General features: G+C 67.1%; 18 protein-coding genes. 6 read left to right on the forward strand and 12 right to left on the reverse strand.

Translation table 11 applies throughout. The annotated features are described in order from the left end of the window. Positions 1–27: 27 nt before the first annotated feature. Entirely contained in the window at positions 28–1,065 is a 1,038-nt protein-coding gene (locus FHW78_RS02555) for an N-acetylornithine carbamoyltransferase (RefSeq protein WP_183637320.1), read from the reverse strand. A gap of 243 nt (positions 1,066–1,308) precedes the next feature. Beyond that, a complete protein-coding gene (locus tag FHW78_RS02560; protein WP_225562472.1) occupies positions 1,309–1,797 on the reverse strand; it encodes a hypothetical protein in 489 nt (162 codons plus the stop codon). A 180-nt stretch (positions 1,798–1,977) separates the two neighbouring features. Here FHW78_RS02560 and cysS point away from each other — a divergent pair, with 180 nt between their 5' ends. The 3 genes from cysS to FHW78_RS02575 all read left to right on the forward strand — a co-directional run bounded on the left by cysS (position 1,978) and on the right by FHW78_RS02575 (position 5,131). Next, positions 1,978–3,357 (forward strand): cysteine--tRNA ligase, encoded by a 1,380-nt coding sequence (gene cysS, locus FHW78_RS02565; RefSeq protein WP_183637323.1) that lies wholly within the window; start codon positions 1,978–1,980, stop codon positions 3,355–3,357. A gap of 95 nt (positions 3,358–3,452) precedes the next feature. Next, positions 3,453–3,890, forward strand: coding sequence for a SufE family protein (locus FHW78_RS02570; RefSeq protein ID WP_183637326.1), 438 nt, complete (start codon positions 3,453–3,455; stop codon positions 3,888–3,890). A 32-nt stretch (positions 3,891–3,922) separates the two neighbouring features. Beyond that, complete coding sequence (locus FHW78_RS02575) at positions 3,923–5,131, forward strand: MFS transporter (protein ID WP_221188950.1); 1,209 nt, start codon at positions 3,923–3,925, stop codon at positions 5,129–5,131. A gap of 22 nt (positions 5,132–5,153) precedes the next feature. On the opposite strand, the gene FHW78_RS02580 is transcribed toward FHW78_RS02575, so the two are convergent. The 9 genes from FHW78_RS02580 to dksA all read right to left on the reverse strand — a co-directional run bounded on the left by FHW78_RS02580 (position 5,154) and on the right by dksA (position 16,247). Next, a complete protein-coding gene (locus FHW78_RS02580) occupies positions 5,154–6,110 on the reverse strand; it encodes a hypothetical protein (protein WP_183637331.1) in 957 nt (318 codons plus the stop codon). Positions 6,111–6,160: 50 nt separating this feature from the next. Further along, positions 6,161–7,105: a hypothetical protein gene (locus FHW78_RS02585; RefSeq protein WP_183637334.1), complete on the reverse strand. Its 945-nt coding sequence runs from the start codon at positions 7,103–7,105 to the stop codon at positions 6,161–6,163. A 103-nt stretch (positions 7,106–7,208) separates the two neighbouring features. Continuing rightward, positions 7,209–8,120: a hypothetical protein gene (locus FHW78_RS19800; protein ID WP_218533955.1), complete on the reverse strand. Its 912-nt coding sequence runs from the start codon at positions 8,118–8,120 to the stop codon at positions 7,209–7,211. A gap of 187 nt (positions 8,121–8,307) precedes the next feature. Beyond that, the gene (locus tag FHW78_RS02595) at positions 8,308–8,919 is read right to left on the reverse strand and encodes a hypothetical protein (protein ID WP_183637337.1); all 612 of its coding nucleotides are present in this window, start codon (positions 8,917–8,919) and stop codon (positions 8,308–8,310) included. 173 nt (positions 8,920–9,092) lie between these two features. Beyond that, positions 9,093–12,491: a TonB-dependent receptor gene (locus tag FHW78_RS02600; protein WP_218533953.1), complete on the reverse strand. Its 3,399-nt coding sequence runs from the start codon at positions 12,489–12,491 to the stop codon at positions 9,093–9,095. Between the two features lie 258 nt (positions 12,492–12,749). Then, positions 12,750–13,817: a FecR domain-containing protein gene (locus FHW78_RS02605; protein ID WP_183637340.1), complete on the reverse strand. Its 1,068-nt coding sequence runs from the start codon at positions 13,815–13,817 to the stop codon at positions 12,750–12,752. A gap of 43 nt (positions 13,818–13,860) precedes the next feature. Continuing rightward, the gene (locus FHW78_RS02610; RefSeq protein WP_183637343.1) at positions 13,861–14,484 is read right to left on the reverse strand and encodes a sigma-70 family RNA polymerase sigma factor; all 624 of its coding nucleotides are present in this window, start codon (positions 14,482–14,484) and stop codon (positions 13,861–13,863) included. Between the two features lie 192 nt (positions 14,485–14,676). After that, a complete protein-coding gene (locus FHW78_RS02615; RefSeq protein WP_183637346.1) occupies positions 14,677–15,126 on the reverse strand; it encodes a nucleoside deaminase in 450 nt (149 codons plus the stop codon). Positions 15,127–15,206: 80 nt separating this feature from the next. Continuing rightward, positions 15,207–16,247, reverse strand: coding sequence for an RNA polymerase-binding protein DksA (dksA, locus tag FHW78_RS02620; RefSeq protein WP_183641088.1), 1,041 nt, complete (start codon positions 16,245–16,247; stop codon positions 15,207–15,209). A gap of 96 nt (positions 16,248–16,343) precedes the next feature. On the opposite strand from dksA, the gene yidD reads away from it, so the two are divergent. From yidD to FHW78_RS02635, 3 genes are all read left to right on the forward strand, one after another. After that, positions 16,344–16,595 (forward strand): membrane protein insertion efficiency factor YidD, encoded by a 252-nt coding sequence (yidD, locus tag FHW78_RS02625; RefSeq protein WP_141452428.1) that lies wholly within the window; start codon positions 16,344–16,346, stop codon positions 16,593–16,595. Next, positions 16,596–17,942, forward strand: coding sequence for a dihydroorotase (locus tag FHW78_RS02630; protein WP_183637349.1), 1,347 nt, complete (start codon positions 16,596–16,598; stop codon positions 17,940–17,942). It abuts the gene before it with no gap. Positions 17,943–18,007: 65 nt separating this feature from the next. Beyond that, positions 18,008–18,835, forward strand: coding sequence for a M23 family metallopeptidase (locus FHW78_RS02635; protein WP_183641091.1), 828 nt, complete (start codon positions 18,008–18,010; stop codon positions 18,833–18,835). 246 nt (positions 18,836–19,081) lie between these two features. Here the strand turns inward: FHW78_RS02635 and folE2 are convergent, their stop codons facing one another. Beyond that, entirely contained in the window at positions 19,082–20,014 is a 933-nt protein-coding gene (gene folE2 / locus FHW78_RS02640; RefSeq protein WP_183637352.1) for a GTP cyclohydrolase FolE2, read from the reverse strand. Between the last annotated feature and the right edge of the window lie 105 nt (positions 20,015–20,119).

Genomic DNA, 20,119 nt, shown 5'->3' on the forward strand with positions numbered 1-20,119 from the left:
TCGCTCATGCGAATCCCCAATCCCGAATCACGAATCCCGGCTGCTCATCAGCGCGGCCATGATCGCCTTCTGCACATGCAGGCGGTTCTCCGCCTCGTCGATGGCGATGCACTGCGGCGAATCCATCACCGCGTCGGTGGCCTTGACGTTGCGGCGCAACGGCAGGCAATGCGAGAAAACGCCGTTGTTGGTCAGCGCCATCTTGGCCTCGTCGACGATGAAGTGCTTGTACTGGTCGCGGATGGGTTTTTCCGGCTCCCAGTTGCCGAAGAACGGCAGCGCGCCCCAGCTCTTGGCGTAGACCACGTCGGCGCCGCGGTAGGCGCTTTCGATGTCATGGCTGACGGCCAGCGAGCCGCCGCTCTCGGCCACGTTCTGCTCGGCCCAACCCATGTAGCGCTCGTCCAGGATGTAGTCCGGGGTCGGACACAGCAGGGTCACGTCCATGCCCAGCCGGGTGGCGATGGTCAGCGCCGAGTTGGCCACCGCGGTGTTCAGCGGCTTGGGATGATAGGTCCAGGTCAGCACGTACTTCTTGCCGCGCAGATCGGTGGTGCCGAAGTGTTCCTGCAGCGCCAACGCGTGCGCCAGTTCCTGGCAGGGATGGGTGATCGTCTCCATGTTGATCACCGGCACCGGCGAATACCTGGCGAACGACTTCAGCACGATGTCCTCGCGGTCATGGGCCCAGTCGATGAACTTCGGGAATGCGCGCACGCCGATCAGGTCGACATAGCGGCCCAGCACCTTCGCCACCTCGGCGATGTGTTCCTCGGTATCGCCGTCCATCACCGTGCCCAGGTTGAACTCGATCGGCCACGCGTCCTTGCCCGGCTGCAGGACCACCGCATGCCCGCCCAACTGGAAGGCGCCCAGCTCGAAACTGGTGCGGGTGCGCATGGAGGGATTGAAGAACACCAGCGCGATCGATTTGCCTTCCAGCGGCCGCCCCTTGAGCAGTTCGCCCAGCCGGCTTTTCTGATCCAGCTTCATGTGCCTGGCGCTCGCCAGCAAGGCATCCAGCTCGGCGCGGCTCCAGTCCTGCGTGTTCAAGAAGTGCTTCATCAAGGCATCCTGGTTCGGGAATGTTGCGGAAATTCGGGGGCGGAAAACGAAAAAACCCAGCCTCTGGCTGGGTTCCGTCAAGACAGGCGAAAACGTCCGGGCGACCCAGCTAGGAGCAGGATTCCGGTCGACGCGCACGCGAGGTCATGCCCGAGGCCTGGCGGGCCGCGCTGTCAGCATGGGCGTGGGCGTTCATCTTCATAGGGGGCGAATCCTCGCACGTGCTGCGGCGCAGCGCAAGGCTCAGGGCGCGGGCGCCTCGACCGGGGGCACGGTCGGCACGTAGGGCATCACCGAAATCCGGATCCGGAGCCGGTTGCCCGGATCCTCGGCCAGGCGGGAACGGTACTTGGTGCCCTTGTAGACGTAGTCCACGTCGTAGGCGATGGGGCGGCGGAACTCGCGCTCGACCGGCACGCTGCGGCAATTGAGCTTGGCCGGTTCGGTGGATTGGCCGGCCTGCGCGTCGGCGTCTTCCGCCTTGGCCTCGTCGTCGCCGGAGAACACACCCTTGATGGAGTCCAAGAACCGCGCCCAGCGGCTCTGTTCCCGGGTCGGATGGACCGTGGTGGTCGGCAGCGTGGGCAGTTCGTCGCAGACTTCCTCGGTCCGGCTGGCCCGCAGGGTCTGGTAGACCGGCTCGACGTTGAGCACCTGGGCGTAGTCCAGCCGCACGTTCTCCGCCTGGACCACGCGCTCCTGCGCCATCGCGCCCATGGCGATCGGCAACATCAGCAGTGGCAGCAAGCAATGACGGAAACGACCCATGCGACCCGTTGGTGGAAATCCCTGCGCACTAGTGTAGGCGACCAGGCTGGAGAGGGGCTGAACCATCCCCTCCTGCGCCCGGCCGGCGGCCGGCCGGACCCCGCCAGGCTGTAGAATCACCGTGCTTCCCCACGCCGCAGCCTGATGAGCCTTCGCCTCCACAACAACCTCACCCGCCGGGTCGAGGACTTCGTCCCCCTCGATCCCGCCTGCCCCACCCTGTATGTGTGCGGGCCCACGGTCTACAACTACGTCCACATCGGCAACGCCCGCGGCCCGGTGGTGTTCGGGGTGCTGGCGGCGTTGCTGCGCCGGCGCCATGGCGCGCTGCGGTACGCCCGCAACATCACCGACGTGGACGACAAGATCAACGCGGCGGCCCTGGAACAGGGCGTGCCGATCAGTGCCATCACCGACCGTTTCGCCGCCGCCTACCGTCAGGACATGGCGCGACTGGGCGTCGCCCCGCCGGACATCGAGCCCGAGGCGACCGCCCACATTCCGCAGATCGTCGCGATGATCCAGGACCTGATCGCCGGCGGGCACGCTTACGCGGCCGAGGGCCACGTACTGTTCGCGGTGGCCTCGTTCCCGGACTACGGCAAGCTCTCGCGCCGGGACCCGGAGGAAATGCTGGCCGGCGCGCGCGTGGACGTGGCGCCCTACAAGCGCGATCCCGGCGATTTCGTGCTGTGGAAGCCCTCCAGCGACGAACTGCCGGGCTGGGAATCCCCCTGGGGCCGCGGCCGGCCCGGCTGGCACATCGAATGCTCGGCGATGGCGGCGGCCCACCTGGGCCAGACCATCGACATCCATGCCGGTGGCGTGGACCTGCAATTTCCGCACCACGAGAACGAAATCGCGCAGAGCGAATGCGCCCACGGCGGCAAGACCTTCGCCCGGTTCTGGCTGCACAACGGCATGCTCAACTTCGGCGGCGCCAAGATGAGCAAGTCGCTGGGCAACATCGAACGCGTGCACGACCTCTTGGAACACCACCCGCCCGAGGCGCTGCGCTACGCCCTGTTGTCGGCACACTACCGGCAGCCGCTGGACTGGTCGGACGCGCTGATCGAGCAGTCGGTGCGAACCCTGGATCGCCTGTACGGCACGCTGCGGGATCTGCACGACGCCGATGCGCCGGCTTCCGCCGCCAACTCGATTCCCGCCGCCATCGAGGAAGCGCTGGACGACGACCTCAACACGCCGCTGGCGCTGGCCGAACTGGCCCGCATCGCCGCCGAGGCCCGCAAGGCCGCCACCGCCGACGACCGCGCGCGACTGAAGGCGGAACTGCTGGGCGCCGGTTTCGCGCTGGGGCTGCTGCAGCAGGCGCCGGCCGAATGGTTCGCGCGCGGTGCCTCCAACGAAGACGACGTGCGCATCCAGGGCCTGATCGAGGAACGCGCCGCCGCCAAGCGGGCCCGCGACTTCGCCCGCTCCGACGCCATCCGCGATCAGCTCGCCAGCGAAGGCATCCTGCTGGAAGATACCCCGCAGGGCGTCCGCTGGAAGCGGGCCTGAGTCCTCCCCTCCGCCCCGGCGCCTGACCGCGCCGGGACAGGCGGCCGATGAGCGCCGCCGCCTCCCTTCCCCGGAAGGGCGCATTCCGAATCGCCATGACCGACACCGTCTTCCCGCTCGAACCCACTGCCGCCGAGGCCCAGCACGCCATCAAGGACGAATTCGCGTTCTTCGGCGATTGGGCCGAGCGCTATCAGTACCTGATCGACCTGGGCCGCAAGCTGCCGCCGTTCCCGGAGGAGTGGAAGACCGAGCAACATCGCCTGCTCGGATGCCAGTCGCTGGTCTGGATCGTGCCGCAGGGTGACGCCAGCCGGCTGGATTTCCGCGCTGTCAGCGATTCGGCGATCGTGTCCGGGCTGATCTTCCTGGCGTTGCGGGTCTACTCCGGCCGTCCGGCCAGCGAAATCCTCGCCACCGAGGCGGACTACATCGCCGATATCGGCCTGGCCAAGCATCTCTCGCCGACCCGCAGCAACGGACTGGCCTCGCTGCTGGCCTTCATCCGCGAGACCGCCGCGGCGGCCCGGTGAGCGCGGCCAATAGCTCCTCTCCGGTCAGGGCGCTGCTGCGCAACCGCGGATTCACCACGGTCCTGGCTTACCGCATCCTGGCGCTGCTGTCCTACCAGATCGTCGCGGTGACGGTCGGCTGGCACATCTATGAACTCACCCGCAATCCGTTCTCGCTCGGCCTGATCGGCCTGGCCGAAGTATTGCCGTTCTTCTGCGTGGCGCCGTTCGCCGGCTATCTGGTCGACCACCTGCCGCGACGCAAGCTGGGCGTGGCGGCCTGCGCGGCGTTGACGCTGACCGCGGTGATCCTCGTGCTTGCGGCGGCGGGATGGTTGCCGACCACGCGGCTGTGGCCGATCTACGCCGCCATCGCGCTGACCGGGATGGCGCGCTCGTTCCTCAGTCCGATCTACAACGCGCTGTTCGCGAAGGTGCTGGCACGCGAGGACTTCGTCCGCGGCGCCGGCCTGGGCACGGTGATCTTCCAGGCGGCGATGGTGACCGGTCCGGCCATCGGTGGTCTGCTGGTGGGATTCGGCGGCAACGCGCTGTCCTATGCCGTGGCGGCGGTGCTGGCGGTGCTGGCCGGCGGCGTGCTCGCGCGTCTGCGGGTGGAGGAACCCGGCCCGCCGGCAACCAGCCTGCCGATCTTCGCCAGCATCGCCCAGGGCGCGCGCTTCGTCTGGGGCAACCAGATCATGCTGGGCGCGATGGCGCTGGACATGTTTTCGGTACTGCTGGGTGGCGTGGTGGCGATGCTGCCGGCGTTCATCCACGACATTCTCCGCTACGGTCCCGAAGGCCTGGGCATCCTGCGCGCGGCACCAGCGCTGGGTTCGGTGTGCGTGGGCGTGTGGCTGGCGCGGCATCCGTTGCAGCAGCACGCCGGCCGGGTACTGCTGTTCGCGGTGGCGGGCTTCGGCCTGTGCGTGATCGCGTTCGGGCTGTCCCGCAGTTTCTGGCTGTCGGCGCTGATCCTGCTGGCCTATGGCATGTGCGACGGCGTGTCGGTGGTGGTGCGTTCGACCATCCTGCAGCTGTCGACGCCGGACGAGATGCGCGGGCGAGTGTCCTCGATCAACGGCATCTTCATCAGTTCGTCCAACGAGCTGGGGGCGTTCTACGCCGGCACGATGGCGCGGCTGCTGGGATTGATTCCGGCGGTACTGCTGGGCGGCGGCGCGATCCTGGTGGTGGTCGCCGCCACCGCGTGGCGGGCACCGCGGCTGCGCCGGCTCGATTTGAACGATCTGCACTGAGCGCAGGGTTTCTCATCCGCGATCAGAAGCTGCACGCCTCCCAGCCTGGCGGCGTCGAAGTCGTCGAGCTGCCGCTGAACTTGTCTTCGAACGTGCCCTGCGCCCAGCGGTCGGCGTCGTAGCGCTGTTCCGGTGACAGGCTGGCGGCAATCGCGGCGATCTGCCGATCGAGTTGCGCCACGCGATGGGGCTCCGCACCCAGTCGGTACAGCTTGAGATAGCGATAATGCTGCGCCGGATCGGGGCCCAGCATGCCGGCCAGCAGCCCCTCGGCGCCCGGTTCATAGGCGCGTTGCAGGAGATCCACCACCCGCCAGTCGCCCGCCGCCAGACCGGCGTCGATCATCGCGGTGGCATCGCGGCGATAGCCCTGCAGCACGCCGGGGTGCTCGATCAGGCCACGCACGTCGTAGAGCGGCCCCCGGCCGAGATAGCACGCGCGTGCGTCGGCATCGCCCAGCCGCGCCGCCTGGGCGATGTTGGCCACCAGGGTCGCGAGCATCTTGTCGTCCGCGCCGGCGCACATTTCCCGGTTCCTGCCCGCGGTCTGCTGGCGCACGTCCATCGCGTCCAGCAACACCTGGTAGGTCCGCAGTTGCGCCGCGCTCATGCCATCGGTCTTGCGATCCAGCAGCGCCTGGGTGGTGCCCGCGTTGCGCCACTCGTTGGCGCGCAGGCGACTGCAACGGTCGAGGTCGCGAACCAGCCGGCGTGCGGCGTCGAGGTCGCCAGCGTTCGCGCGGGCCTGCAAATCGCTGAAGGTCGCGCCGAGCGATGCGGAGACCGGCGGCAGGACGCCGCCCTTCGCAGGTGTTGCCGGTGCGGCGTCCGCGCCGCCTGCCCCGTCTCCGGCCGAGCGCGTTTGCGCGGCGCGCGAAGCGGTTTCCGGCGTCGGCAAGGCGCTCCAGCGGCCGAGCGCGTAGACGCCCGCGACCGCCACCAGCGCGGTGCAGGCCATGATTGCGTGTTTCCACTTCATTGTCCGGATCGTCCCACGGTCAAATCCTCGTCGATGTACATCCGTTCCCCTCACTCATGCGGGAACACGCAGGGATCCCGGTCCAGTCCCGGTGCACCGGCCGAAGGACGGCCGCCGAAGTCGCGCCGGAACGTGGTGTCGGCCCAGGTTTCGGCCTCGGCGCGCTGCTGCGGCGACAGCCGCGCGGCGGCCACCGCCAGTTGCTGGTCCAGCACCGCGATGTCGCCGGCTCCCGCGCCCAGCCGGTAGAGCTTGAGATAACGGAAGTGTTGCGCGGGATCGGCATCCAGCGCGCCGCCCAGCAAGCCCTCCGCACCAGGCTGCAAGGCGGTTCGCAGGACATTCACCATCGCCCAGTCACCGGCGGCCAGGCCGGCCTCGACCATTCCCGGAACGCTGGTGCGATAGGTATCGATCCATTCGGGATGCCTGGCGAGCGCGCGCATGTCCAACCCGGGTCCCATCGCCAGATAGCAGGCACGCGCGTACGGTTCTCCCAGTTGCGCGGCCTGGTGCAGGCTCGGTACCAGCGAGTCCAGGGTCGCCGCATCGGCGCCGTCGCAAAGCTCGCTCATCCGTCGCGCGTTCTGCCGGCGCGATTCGATTCCATCCAGTTGCGCCCGGTAATTCTCCAACTGCGCGGCGCTCATGCCGCGGGTCTGCGTGTCGAGCAACTCGCCGGCCAGCACGGCATTGCTCCAGGCCGCCGAGCGCAGGCGATGGCACAGGTCCAGATTGCGATACAGGCGCGTCGACGCCGCCAGGTCGCCGCCGTCGGCGGCGATCTTCAATTCGGCGAAATAGCCCCGTGCGCGAGATCCGTTCCGCAGGCCCGGCTGCGTGGATCTGGCTCGCCGATCAGCCGGTACGGCCAATGCGGAAGATTCCGCATCGCCCTGCGATGCGTGTGGCTGCGACCGCCCCAGCCAGTACGCGCCCGCGAGCGCGGCCAGGACGACCACGATCAAGGGAATGACGAGGCGGTTGCTGCGCATGGATTAGCAGGATACGCGCAAGGCGGCCTTCCCTGGCCACCCTGCGCCGCCCGTCCCTGGCCCTGGCATCCTGCCCCGCCGTTTCACCTCGGCGTGCATCCGTTTATTGCTCGCTCCCCAGCACGAACGCCGAAGCGGCGATCGCGGCATCGCTGTTGAGCACCGCGGTGTTCTTGCCAGCCGCCGACGGCAGTCCGACTTTCAGGTTGACTGCGCCCGAAACCAGCGATTCCAGGATTGGCGTGAGGATCGGCAGGCCCAGCGCGATGTTGCCGCACCCGGTCGCCGCCGGGACCGCAAACGAGTTGTCGACGAAGGTCGCGTCGGTCACCTGCAGATAGCCGATGAAGTTCTCTTCGTCGGTGATGATCGTCTCGACCGTGCCGGGATTGCCCGCGATCGGCTGGTTCGGCGGCGGCGGCTGGGTGGTACCGGTCTGCAGCTTGATGATGATCGGGTTCTGCGGCGAACCGATGTAGCAGTTGTTGCCCAGGAACGGATTCTGCAGGTGCACGCGCACCGCTAGCTGCGCCGCGGTGGGATCGCTGCCGTCGGTCGGCGGGAACAGCGCGTTGCCGAAGTTCGTCTGCGCCAACGCGACCGGCTCCATGGTGGCGGTGACGTCGTTGACCGTGGCCACGATCGCCCAGAATGCGGTCCACAGAGGGCCGGGCCAATTGGGGGCGGGGTTCATGATGCCCAACAGGCCACCCGGCACCTTGGCCGGTGGCGCCGAAAGCGTCGGTGCGCCCACCGCCTGGTACAGCGGCGACGGCCCCAGGTTCTCCACCCCGCCCTGCAGCACGATGGGCTTGTCGATCGGCAAGGTGGTGTTGCCGATGACGAACACGCCCGAGTCGGTGGTGTTGATCACGCAGGAACCGACGCTCGGGTTGGTATACGGACAGTACTTGAACATCGCGTAGGGACCGGAAGGCGTACCGGCGATGGCGGCAGGCATGGCGGCAACAGCCGCCAGTCCCGCGAGGACAACGGACAACGACGTCTTCAACATGATGAGCTCCTGCGTGAGCGGCCCCCTGACCTTCTGTCTCCGGGCCCGCGTGAAAGGGATGGATCAAGTCGCGGAACGGGACGGCAGACGTCCCGTTCCGCCACCAGGCCGGTGAATGGCCACGATGCCTGCGGTCATGCGACCGGTGGCATCGCCCCTGGACCACTCCCGTTCCGGGTGGTCGTGCTTATGGCAACAGCACCACCCGGGCCGCCGGATACGACACCGTGCCGTCCAGGCTCCGGTTCCGCAGGTGGGTGGGGGCGGTGGAGGACACCGCGCATGCGCCCAGCGTTCCGCTGAACTGGATCGATGCGATTCCCGTCGTGGTCGTCGAATTGGTCATCGCCACGCCGGTCACCGGAGCGCGTCCGTTCAAGCTCGGGCAGTTCGCGTTGAGCGGCGCCGGGATGAACACATTGACGCCGTTCACGTTCGTTGTGGTGCTGGCGGTGTCGCCGATCGTGAGCGTACCGCCGGTGCCGCTGGTCGCGGTGATGGAGACCTTCCAAGGAAGACCACGGGGGATGATGTTCGAGCATGCCGAGCTACCGCCAAAGCTCACCGCGGTGATCTTGGCGACACCGCTGGTCACCACGACGGTGAAATCGGCGGAGGGACAGGGAAGATTGTTTCCGAAATACGACGCTGTCGTTGTTCCGATGAAATGCGTGGTGCCATCGCCCCAGCTGGTGCCATTCCAAACCTGGAAGGTGGGGGTCGCGGCGGATACCGATGCGGCGCCGAACATCGCAGCAGCGGACACGATTGCAAGCAAACTGACCTTGAACTTTGACATGGTGCCTTTCTCCGATGGAGGGTTGGTGGTGTGCCCGAACGCCATGCGTCCGGGTGACGTGTCACGGATAGTCCGCTCCGTGGCTGCGCGGTCTAGGCGACACCGGTCGTCAGGAGCGGCGGCGCCAGGATTTCCCGCATTCCCTGCAAATGGGCTTCCTGTCTCCCCGTCTCTCAGAAGAATCCTTTGCGAATGCTCAGACCGATGATGCGTGGGTCCTGGATGAACACATTCGAGGTCAAGCCGGTATCGTCGCTGTTGAGGAAGGTGCCGGTGATGGCCTCCTCGTCCAGCGCGTTCTTTACGTACAACTGCACGGTCAGATCGGAAGCCGGCTTGTACCAGGTCAATGACAGATTGACGTTGCCCCACTCCCTGAGCCGGTCGATGCGGTCCTGGTAGATCCGCGCCCAGCTCTTGCCCTGGTAGTAGAGATCCGCGCGCAAGGTCAGCTCGCTGTCCGCCAGCAGGAAGGTGTACTGCGGGCTCAGGCTGACGGTGATGTGCGGTGCGTTCGGCAGTTCATTTCCACCGACGTTCTTGGCGAAGCCTGCACCACCGTTGGGCGCGTCGGTTTCCGGATTGTAATAGGCGCCATTCAACAGATAGGCGTACGGCCCGGGGCCGCCATTGAAACCGCGATCCGCCGTGAACCCACCCATCGCCGTGTAGTAGTTGACGGTGCAGAAGCTGTTGAGGAAGCCAGCATTGCTGTACATCTGGTTGAACGGATCGGCGAAGTAGTTCTCCAGCGCCATCGATACCAGCGCGGTCGGCGCGATGCAGTTCGACGCCAGTTGCATCCATGGACGCACGGTGGTCCATTCGGGATTTCCCGCGGTCCGGTCCATCACGTCGATCGAGTACTGGTTGGCGCCGATACGGCTGCGCAGCAGGCCCACGTTGCCGCTGATCTGGAAGGCGTCGGTCGGCTTCCATACCAGTTCGAACTCCGCGCCCCAGGTGCGCGCATCGAAATTCTCGTTGAGGGTGGCGCGATCCTGGATCTGCGAGACCTGGTAGTCCTTGTAGTCGTTGTAGAACGCAGTGGCGTTGAACATCAGCTGGCCGCCGGCCATCACGTTCTTGGTGCCGATCTCGAACGCGTTGACGTACTCGGGCCGGAACTCGGGGTTGCGCTGTTCGAAGCTGAGCGCCTCCGGATTGGCTCCCACGCCGGGCGAGTTGGTGCCGCCGGCCTTGTAGCCGCGTGACAACGAGGCATATACCAGCGTGCTGTCGGTGAAGGACAGGTCCGGCGACCAGTCCAGCACCAGTCGCCCGGTCGGCTCGGTCCAGGTCTGCCGGATGTCCGCGCCCGCCGGATAGCCGTAGCCGGTGTAGCCACCGAACAACGACGAGTTGCCACCCACGGTCGAATCGCCCAGCAACGTCTGGCTCAGATAGGGCGTGGTCGTCTTGCGATCCCGGGTGACGCGTAGGCCGGCGGTCAGCCGCAGCGTATCGGACAGTTGCCAATAGCCTTCGCCGAAGATCGCCGCCGAACGCGTCTTGGCGACGTTGCGGCTGCGAAAATAATTGTGTCCCTGCCCGTCGATCGAACGTAGCGGGTTGGGATCGACATACACGCAGGGCACTTCGATGCCCTGGTTCGGGTCGAACCGGGTCGCGCTTCCGGCCGGGCAGTGCCCTGGCGCCGTTCCGCCGCCATTGCCGTTGAAGAACAACTGCGCCAGCGCACTGAACATGTTGCTGAATACGTAGTAGCTTTCGTCAACCTCGTATTCCAGATAGTTGGCGCCGACACTGAAGTTGAACTTGCCATCGAATGCGGATTGCAGTCGGAATTCCTGCGACCACTGCGTGCTGTAGGAATCGACCAGGTCAACGTTCAGAAGCCGGTTTGAGCAGCCCAGCTGCGGATCACAGAACACCCCGCCGGGCGTAGCGGGATAGGCGGGACCGAAGGTGAAATCCGGCAAGAACTGCACGGCATCGTTGCTGTCGTTGAAAATCGGATTCGACTGGAACCGTCCGTAGTCCTGGGTCGAGTAGTAGCGGTCCCGCGTGTACAGCGTCTGCGACACCAGGCTCAACTGGTCGCTCAGGCCGAAGTCGAGATTGATCTGCACGACATCGTTCTTCGCCTCGAAGCGTGGATCGTAGGTCGTGGCGATCTCGCGCAGGTCGGTCGACTGGCGAAGCCCCGCATAGGGATCCACGCCCAGCGGCAGCAGCGTTACGCCGCCGACCGGAAAGCCGTTCTCGTCCAACAACATGCCCAGGATGACCGGGGACGAGCCCAGGATGTAAGGCAGGCTTGCCGCATTGGGCACGCCAAACGCGTCGTTGCCGTAAAGCGATCCATCCTTGCAGGACTGACTCAGATAATTGCGCGCATTGCCGAAGACCGGCTCGTAGCCGCCGATCGTGGCGGGCCCCGGATCGTTGTGGCAGATCTGCTTGCCGGTGCGGGCGCGCATGTCGTCTTCCTGGAAGTGCTCCCAGGCCACGCTGGCACTGAAGCGTTCGCTGGGCCGGAACGTCGCCGACAACCGCGTGGTCATCAGGTCACGGTCGTTGACATCCCTGTCGGTGACCGTGTTGTGATCATATCCATCACGCTTGGTGTACTGCGCGGCCACGCGGAAAGCGAAGGTCTCGCTCAACGGGACGTTGATCATCGCGTTGACCCGGCGCGATTCGTAGTTGCCGAGCTCGGTCTTGACGCTGGCGTCGAAGGCTTCCGGATCGGCCAGGTTCGGGATCATGTTGACCACGCCGGCGGTGGCGTTGCGCCCGTACAGCGTCCCCTGCGGACCGCGCAGCACTTCCACCCGCTCCACGTCCAGGTATTCCTGCTCGAACAGGCGGTTGCGGATCATCGGCGTGCTGTTGAAGCTGACCGCGACCGCCGGGTCGGTGGTCACCGACAGCGCCTGCGTGCCGATGCCGCGGATCTGGAAGTTGTAGCTCGCAAAATTGGTCTTGGAGAAGGTGACGTTCGGCGTCGCCGTGACCAGATCGCCACCGGTCTCGATCTTGCGGTCATTGAGATCGTCGCCACTGAAGGCGCTGATGGCGATGGGAACCTTCTGGATGTTCTCCACCTTCTTCTGCGCGGTGACCACCAGGGTATCCAGCGTGGTCTCGTTGCGCGCTTCAGCAGTTCTTGTCGCGGTTTCGCTTGCAGTCTGCTGGGCCACGGTCCCGGAGGTCGTCGCCGACTGCAGGGCGGCGACCTCCTGTCCGTTTCCCTGCGGCCCGCCCGGCTTGTCCTTCTTCGCCGCCGCTTCGCGGGCGGCCTGCGCGGGATCCCTGATCAGGATCGCCCCCGAAGGGCTGACGGTATAGGTCAGTCCGGTGCCTTCGAGCAGTTCTTCCAGTGCCTGTGTCGGCGCCTTGCTGCCCACCACCGCGCGCCCGCTTCTTCCAACCGCAAGTTCGGGCGAATACAACAGTTGCTTGCCGCTCTGGCGCGCATAGTCGGACAGGGCCGCACTGAGGGTCTGCTGGGGTATCTCGAAACGCGCGGGCGGGTCAGTGCCGTCTCGCGCCTGCGCCGCGAGTATCGGCGACAGCGCCAGTACCAGGGCACAAGGCCTGAGCACGTGCTTTGCGAATCGAGACGAACGAACTCCCATGCTTCCTCCCCGAGTTTTTTGTCACGCGACCACGTCGTGATGGCGACGTACTTCCATACAGACGCGCTCCCGCGCAAAACCCGAACTGTGATCGGAAAAAAAGATCACGACTGGAATACTGGACCCGCGGGATCTGTTTTGCGACGCAACAAGAATCGCCGGGTGGAGGCCTGCGTCAGTCCGGGATCATTCCGCGCGCGCCATGGCGCGGGGATGTGCGTGCGCTCATCGGGAGCGCGACTCGAGCACCACGCGATCGTCTTCGCGCGGATCGCGCTGGATGGGGAAGTAATTCGTCAACGCCTCGACGAACGTATGCGTATCGCCGGCATTGAACGCGCCGCTGATCTTCAGCGAAGCGAGCTGTGGGTCGCCCAGCACCACCTTTCTCCGCGAATAGCGGTTCACTTCGGCAATCGCGGCGTCCAATCGCTCGTTGTCGAATACGATCTGGCCGGTGCGCCAACTGACCACGCGCCCCACGTCGGCCACCCGCACCACCGGCCGGGATCCGTCGGTGGCGACGAACTGCTGGCCCGGATGCAATTCCGCCAGCGTCGCCGCATTGGCCGGCGATGGTGCGACGCCCTGCGCCGGCGCGACACCCACGCGGCCTTCCAGCAAGGTGACTTCGAACAGACGTTCCCCGACCCGCACGTCGAACTCGGTGCCCAGCGCGGTAACCCGCTTTCCATCCGCGGTGACCACGAACGGTCGCGAACGATCCTTGGCGACCTTGAACAGGGCCTGCCCACGTTCAAGGGTCACCGCGCGGACGTCAGCGCGGTAATGCACCGACAACCGGCTGTCGGTGTTGAGGGTCACCACCGAACCGTCGTCCATCGTCACCACGCTGCGCTGGCCCACGCCGGTCTGGTAGACATTGCCGGCCAGGGTGTCGCCCGCGCCGGAGAACAACCCGCGGGTGGCCTCCGGCCTCAGCGCGATGAGACCCACGCCGGTGAGCAACAGCAGCGAGGCGGCAATCGACAGCCGCCGCCATCGCCGCGAGGAGCGCAGCCTGCCTTCGGCCACGCGCGCCAGCGTCTCGCGGCGCAGCGACTGCATTTCCGGTGAATCCGACAGCGTGCGTACCCAGTGATTCGCGGCCTGGATGCGCCGCCAGGCCGCCGCGTTCTCCGGCGACCGCGCGTACCAGGCATCGAAGCCCTCGCGCAGGCGCGGCTGGTCGGGCGCGTCGCGCAGGATCTCGCTCCAGCGCGCGGCCGCCTCGTCGGCGCTGTCCGCCGCGAAGTCCATCGCCCAGGTCGTTGGAGGAGTCCGCGAGTTCATGGGTGCGTTTCGCCAGCCTCTGTCGTGTGCCTGTCCGGCGGGGTCATGCGCCCTCCGGCATCCCGCCCAGCGCGCCGCCCAACCGGGCCAGCGCCTTGGCCATGTGTTTCTCGGCGGCCCGGACGGAGATGCCCAGCATGACCGAGATTTCAGTGTATTTGCGCTTTTCCATGGTCCTCAGCACGAAAACGTCGCGGGTCCGTTCGGGCAGGCTCCGCAGGACGGCGGTCATCACCCGGACCGCCTCCTCTCCCAGTAAGACGCGCTCCGGCGAAATATCCGTAGCGGGCTGGTGAAGATCCTCGTCGAACGACTCCTGGACATCCATCGCCCGGACCTTGCGCCGGCGTGCCCAGTCGCGCAGGACGTTGGCCGCCACCTGGAACACGTACTGCTCCACATGCTCGATGGCGCCGCCGCGGGCGCGCCGCAGCAGGTGCAGGAACACTTCCTGGGTCAGGTCGTCGACCTCGCTGGCATCCCGGACCCGCTTGGCGAAAAAACCGCGCAACGGCGCGCGATAGCGCAGCGAAATGGTGTTCAGCAGGTCGTCGCGCCCGTCGCTGCCCTCGTCGATGCGAGGGGAACCCTGGGCGAAAGGCGATGGTTCGGACACCGGCATCCCCTGTCTGGCGATCGTCCTGAGTAAAGGAAATCCGACCTCCATCCGGCGGGTGCCCGGGGGCGGGCCAGCACGGCGCATACGGTCGGGTACGTGCGCCAGCCTAGGCACACGCCGGGGGCCGCGCACGTTGCAACGCAATATCCGACGGGCCGGCGGGTCCGGAGGCGGCACCGCGTTTTCCCATCCAGGAGCGGCCCGGTTCGAAGTTGGCGGCAGAGCCGAGCAAGCTCGGCTCTACTTTTGCCATTCCCGGTACAGCCCGTCCTCGCCGGCCGGCCGCAGCCGTGCCAGCCGCAAGGTGGCGTGCGCATCCGGCGGCAGCGCCATCTCGGCATACACGGCGGCGGTGGACAGGCCGTACGGCGCGCCGTCTTCGTTCGAATAGGCGAACCACGCCTCGCCGATGCCACACAGGTGCATGGCGGCCAGGCACATCGGGCACGGGTGGCCGCTGGCGTAGATCACGCAGCCATCCAGGCGCGGCGTGCCCAGGCGGGTGCCGGCCTGGCGGATGGCCAGCAGTTCGGCGTGCGCGGTGGGATCGTGGTCGCGATGGATGCCGTTGGCGGCGCGGGCGACGACTTCGCCGTCCCGCACCAGCACCGCGCCGAACGGACGGCCTCCGTCGGCGATGTTGGCCCTGGCGAGCGCGATTGCCTCGCGCATGAACTGCTCGTGATCCATGCCGCCTCCTGTCGCGGGTCGCGGAAAAAGCGAACCCCGCCTGGGCGGGGTTCGCGGGGATGGCAACGAGGGGCGCGGAATCAGTCGCCCTGCTGCTTCTGCATGTGTTCCCAGCGCTCCTGCGCATCGATGGTGCGCTCGGCGGTCAGGCGCGCCTCCAGGCGCTCCAGGCCGATTTCCTCGCCAGTGTCGACGCAGTAGCCGTAGTCGCCGGCATCCACTCGCTTGAGCGTGCTGTCGATCTTGCCGATCAGCTTGCGGTAGCGATCGCGGGTACGCAGTTCCAGCGAGTTCTCGGTTTCGCGGGTGGCGCGCTCGGCTTCGTCGCCGATGTCGCGGACCTCGTCCTTCAGGTTCTCGATGGTCTGCTTGGATTCCTCGACCAGATCCGCACGCCACTGCAGCAGGCGCTGGCGGAAATATTCGAGCTGGAGCGGACTCATGTACTCCTCGTCCACGGCCGGCTTGTAGCCTTGGGGAACGATCGGGCGACCGGTGGCGTCATCGGTCTTGTAGGGCACCACTTTGAATTTTTCCCGGACGACGGGAGCCTGCGGCTTGGCGGCCACGGCCACGGCCACCTTGCCGGTGGAACGGGGAGCGATGGCAGGCTTGCTGGTCACGGGGGCGGAATTGGTTGTCTTGCTGGTCGGTTTCGGTGCGGGCACTGGCTTTGCGGGGGATGGAGCCTTGGCCGCCGGAGCCGGCGCGGGCTTGGCCTCCTGCCGGGGTGCGGCGGGAGCGGTCGAGCGCGGTGCGGGGGCCTTCGGGGGAGCAGTCTTGGCCGGAGCCGGCTTGGGGGCGGGCTTCGGTGCGGGTTTGGTCTTCGGTGCTGCGACGGGAGCGGTCTTCTTGGCCACGGCCTTCTTCGCCACCGGCTTGGCGGCCGGTTTTGCCTTGGCGGGCGCGGGCTTGGGCGCCGCCTTCCTGGCCGCCGGCTTTGCGGCCGGCTTCTTGGCCACGGCTTTCTTGGCGACGGGCTTGGGCGCCGCCTTCTTGGCCACCGGCTTGGCGGCCGGTTTCTTGGCGACAGCCTTCTTCACGACAGGCTTCTTGGCGACGGGCTTGGCGGTTTTCTTGGCGGCCTTGGCGGCCTTCTTTGCAGGTTTCTTAGCAGCCACGAACAGCGCTTCCTTGTTCTTCCCGAGCATCGGGAAAGCGCGACTTTATAGCCTACCCGGCGGGCAGCGGCAACCCAACACGGTTATCATCCGGACATGATCGGCCGGGTACTCATTGCTGTCCTGCGGGTGTACAAGCGCTTCATCAGCCCGCTGCTGGGTCCGCGCTGCCGTTTCGTGCCATCGTGCTCGGAATACGCGATGGAAGCGATCGCCCGGTTCGGTCCGATGAAAGGCAGCTGGCTCGCCGCCCGCCGCATCGGCCGCTGCCATCCCCTGCATCCCGGCGGCCACGACCCGGTGCCGCCCGCCGGTGAAACCTCCGCCCCCTGCACAGGAAAGCACTGAATGCCCTCCACCCTCATCGTCAATGCCCGGATGGCCAGCGAAGGCCGCGAATTCGAAGGCGACCTGCGCATCGAGAACGGTCGCATCGCCCGCATCGGCAGCGGCCTGTCCGCCGGGGCGGATGAAAAGGTCGTCGACGCCGCCGGCCGCTGGCTGCTGCCGGGCATGATCGACGACCAGGTCCACTTCCGCGAGCCTGGCATGCCGCACAAGGGCGATATCGCCACCGAATCGGCCGCCGCGGTGGCCGGTGGCCTGACCAGTTTCATGGACATGCCCAACACGGTGCCGCCGACCCTCGATTCGGCCGCGCTGGAAGCCAAGTACCAGCGGGCGGCGGGCCGGGCCTGGGGCAACTACGGCTTCTACCTGGGCGCCAGCAACGACAACCTGGAGGCCATCCGCGCGCTCGACCCGAAGACCGCGCCGGGCATCAAGGTGTTCATGGGCGCCTCGACCGGCAACATGCTGGTGGACAACCCGGAGACCCTGGACGCCATCTTCCGCGAGGCGCCGACCCCGATCATCACGCACTGCGAGGACACGCCGACCATCGATGCCAACATGGCCGCGTTCCAGGCCCGCTACGGCGATGCGCTGACCGCCGAGCACCACCCGGACATCCGCAGCCGCGAAGCCTGCATCAAGTCGACCCGGCTGGCGCTGGAACTGGCCCGCCGCCACGACACCCGCCTGCACGTGCTGCACATCTCCACCGCCGACGAACTGGCCCTGTTCACGCCCGGCCCCCTGATCGACGCGTCCGGCAAGCGCAAGCGCATCACCGCCGAGACCTGCATCCATTTCCTGCGCTTCGACCGCGCCGACTACGCGCGGCTGGGCAACTTCATCAAGTGCAACCCGGCGATCAAGGACGCCAGCGATCGCGAGGCGCTGATCAAGGCGCTGGCCGACGATGTCATCGACGTACTGGCGACCGACCACGCCCCGCACACGCTGGAGGAGAAGTCCAAGCCCTACGCGCAGGCGCCGTCCGGCCTGCCGCTGGTCCAGTACGCGCTGGTGGCGGCGCTGGATCTGGTCCACGAGGGCCGCGCCACGATGACCGAGATCGTGCAGAAGGTGTCACACGCCCCGGCGCAGCTGTTCGACGTGCACGAGCGCGGCTTCCTGCGCGAAGGCTATTGGGCGGATCTGGTACTGGTGGACGACGCCGAGTTCACCGTGCGCCGCGAGGACGTGCTGTCCAAGTGCGGCTGGTCGCCGTTCGAGGGCACCACCTTCCGTTCGCGCATCGGCGCGACCTGGGTCAACGGCCGGCTGGTCTGGAACGGCGAGCATCTGGTCGGCACGCCCAACGGCCAGCGGCTGGAGTTCGATCGGTGACGCGCCTGGCCGGCGCGGCCTGCGCGCTGGGCCTGGTCTTGCTGTTCTCCCCCGCCCGTCCTGCGATGGCGCAGGAGGTGCTGTCCGAGGGTACCTACGGCCCCGCGTCCGCCGGTGCGCAGGACGAGCGCGTGGTGTTTCCCCCGCAGGTCTCGCAGGGCGCGCTGGTGTTCGGCAAGGTGCCGCCCGGCAGCCAGGTGCGTTATGCCAACCGCGCGTTGCGCACCAGCGGCTATGGCACGGTGGTGTTCGGGGTCGGCCGCGATGAAGCGGGCCCGCTGAGTGTCGAGGTGACGACGCCCTCCGGGCGCCGGGAAACCGCGCGCATCACGGTGACGCCGCGCGACTGGCCAGTGGAGCGGGTCAACGGCGTGCCGCCGAAGACAGTCAATCCGCCACCGGCGATCGCCGAGCGGATCCGGCGCGAGCAGGCGCAGGTCACCGCCGCGCGCGCGCGCGACGACGATCGCACCGATTTCGCCCAGTCCTTCATCTGGCCGGTGCAGGGCCGCATCAGCGGCCGCTTCGGCAACGCGCGCGTCTACAACGGACAACCCGGTTCCGGCCATTCGGGCATGGACATCGCCGCACCCAATGGCACGCCGGTCAAGGCGCCTGCGGCGGGCGTGGTGACCTTCGCCGGCCCGGATCTGTACCTGACCGGCGGCACCCTGTTGCTGGATCACGGCTACGGGGTCAGCTCCAATTTCCTGCACCTGTCACGCATCGACGTGAAGGTGGGCGATCGCGTCGAGCAGGGCCAGGTCATCGGCGCGGTCGGCGCCACCGGACGCGCCACCGGCCCGCACCTGCACTGGGGCATGAACTGGTTCGACGTGCGCATCGATCCGCTGCTGGTGCTGGAGCGCGCGCAGACGGCTGCGGCGAAGTGAGCGTGCTCGCCAGCCTTCGCGACTCACGTCGCTCCCACACGAATTCCCCTTGTAGGAGCGACGTAAGTCGCGAGCTTTTCGGTCCGATTGCGATGGAGTAATGGCAAGCGAGGCAGGCAGGCGTCGCCGATGACAGGTACGGGTAACGCGCAGGTTACGGTCGCGACTGACGTCGCTCCTACAGGGGAAGCTTTTTGTGGGAGCGACGTGAGTCGCGAGCTTTTCCCGATTTGCGCGAGAGACGGCTCAGCCGTTGCTGCCGCTGACGCGGGCGACCGCGTCGTGCGGGTGCAGGCTTTCGAAATGGGCGACGGTGGCGTCGTAGCGCGCCACGTGCGGATCCTGCGAGAGCGCGGCGGCCACGCGGCGCGCGGCATCCTCGCAGAACATCAGGTTCTCCGCGTTCAGGCGCGCGAAAGCCTGTTCGTCGACCCGCTTGACCGCGGTCTGCACCGGCGTGCCCAGGGCGGCCTCGATCGCGTCGATCAACGCCACCAGCGGCAGTTCCTCGAACTGCGGACGCAATTCGACGCGCACGCTGGCGCGGCTGCGCTGGGCGTGCGGCGTCGCCGCCAGTCCGCGCTCGGAAGACAGCCAGTCGCGGACCACGCCGACCGACAGCGGGTGCGCGGCGGCGAAGTCCTCGGCGAACCGCTCGGCGTTGGCCTGGCGCGACAGCGCCGCCGAGGCCGGGCAGGTGCTGGAGTATTCGACCGAGAACGACAGCGCCAGATGCAGGTGACCGTCGACCAGGGTGGCGTCGATCTCGACCGGATAGCGCTTCCAGCCCGAGTACTCGCTTTCCAGCGCGCGCCGGCGCAACAGCGCGTCATAGCGCAGGCGGATGCGGGCCTGGTTCGCCAGCCCCTGCTGCGAAGCCACGCCTTCCTGCAACAGGTGGCGCAACCCGGCCGGGGTGATGGCCTCGCGCGACAGGCCGTCCTGCAGGTGCAGGTACAGGCGCGACATGTGGATGCCGCGGGCGTCCGGATTGGTCAGGTTGACGAACACGTCGATGTTCGCCGGCACCTGCAATTGCCCACCCTCGCCATCGCCGATGCGCACCGGCAGGGCGATGCCTTCCATGCCCACCCAGTCCAGCGCGCGTGCCAACGGCACGCTCTGGTGGGCGACGTCGGGAAGATCGGCGCGTGGCGCCACGGGAGGGACGGAGGCCATGTCGGTACGGGGGAGAAAAACAGGCCCGCATTGTACCCCCAGCCCCGAATCGCCAGATGAAACAGTCCGTTACGGCGAATCCGCATGCCTATCGCAGCGATGGCT

The organism is Pseudoxanthomonas sp. OG2 (genome assembly GCF_014192765.1).
In the GTDB taxonomy this organism is placed as follows: domain Bacteria; phylum Pseudomonadota; class Gammaproteobacteria; order Xanthomonadales; family Xanthomonadaceae; genus Pseudoxanthomonas_A; species Pseudoxanthomonas_A beigongshangi.

Excerpts from the sequence above, each read along its gene's own strand:
- FHW78_RS02570 (WP_183637326.1), top strand. The coding sequence starts at position 3,453 with ATGACCGACACCGTCTTCCCGCTCGAACCCACTGCCGCCGAGGCCCAG.
- folE2 (WP_183637352.1), bottom strand. The coding sequence starts at position 20,014 with ATGGCCTCCGTCCCTCCCGTGGCGCCACGCGCCGATCTTCCCGACGTC.
- FHW78_RS02635 (WP_183641091.1), top strand. The coding sequence starts at position 18,008 with ATGGCGCAGGAGGTGCTGTCCGAGGGTACCTACGGCCCCGCGTCCGCC.
- yidD (WP_141452428.1), top strand. The coding sequence starts at position 16,344 with ATGATCGGCCGGGTACTCATTGCTGTCCTGCGGGTGTACAAGCGCTTC.
- FHW78_RS19800 (WP_218533955.1), bottom strand. The coding sequence starts at position 8,120 with ATGTTGAAGACGTCGTTGTCCGTTGTCCTCGCGGGACTGGCGGCTGTT.
- FHW78_RS02595 (WP_183637337.1), bottom strand. The coding sequence starts at position 8,919 with ATGTCAAAGTTCAAGGTCAGTTTGCTTGCAATCGTGTCCGCTGCTGCG.
- cysS (WP_183637323.1), top strand. The coding sequence starts at position 1,978 with ATGAGCCTTCGCCTCCACAACAACCTCACCCGCCGGGTCGAGGACTTC.
- FHW78_RS02630 (WP_183637349.1), top strand. The coding sequence starts at position 16,596 with ATGCCCTCCACCCTCATCGTCAATGCCCGGATGGCCAGCGAAGGCCGC.
- FHW78_RS02585 (WP_183637334.1), bottom strand. The coding sequence starts at position 7,105 with ATGCGCAGCAACCGCCTCGTCATTCCCTTGATCGTGGTCGTCCTGGCC.
- FHW78_RS02580 (WP_183637331.1), bottom strand. The coding sequence starts at position 6,110 with ATGAAGTGGAAACACGCAATCATGGCCTGCACCGCGCTGGTGGCGGTC.
- FHW78_RS02605 (WP_183637340.1), bottom strand. The coding sequence starts at position 13,817 with ATGAACTCGCGGACTCCTCCAACGACCTGGGCGATGGACTTCGCGGCG.
- FHW78_RS02555 (WP_183637320.1), bottom strand. The coding sequence starts at position 1,065 with ATGAAGCACTTCTTGAACACGCAGGACTGGAGCCGCGCCGAGCTGGAT.
- FHW78_RS02560 (WP_225562472.1), bottom strand. The coding sequence starts at position 1,797 with ATGTTGCCGATCGCCATGGGCGCGATGGCGCAGGAGCGCGTGGTCCAG.
- FHW78_RS02615 (WP_183637346.1), bottom strand. The coding sequence starts at position 15,126 with ATGGATCACGAGCAGTTCATGCGCGAGGCAATCGCGCTCGCCAGGGCC.
- FHW78_RS02610 (WP_183637343.1), bottom strand. The coding sequence starts at position 14,484 with ATGGAGGTCGGATTTCCTTTACTCAGGACGATCGCCAGACAGGGGATG.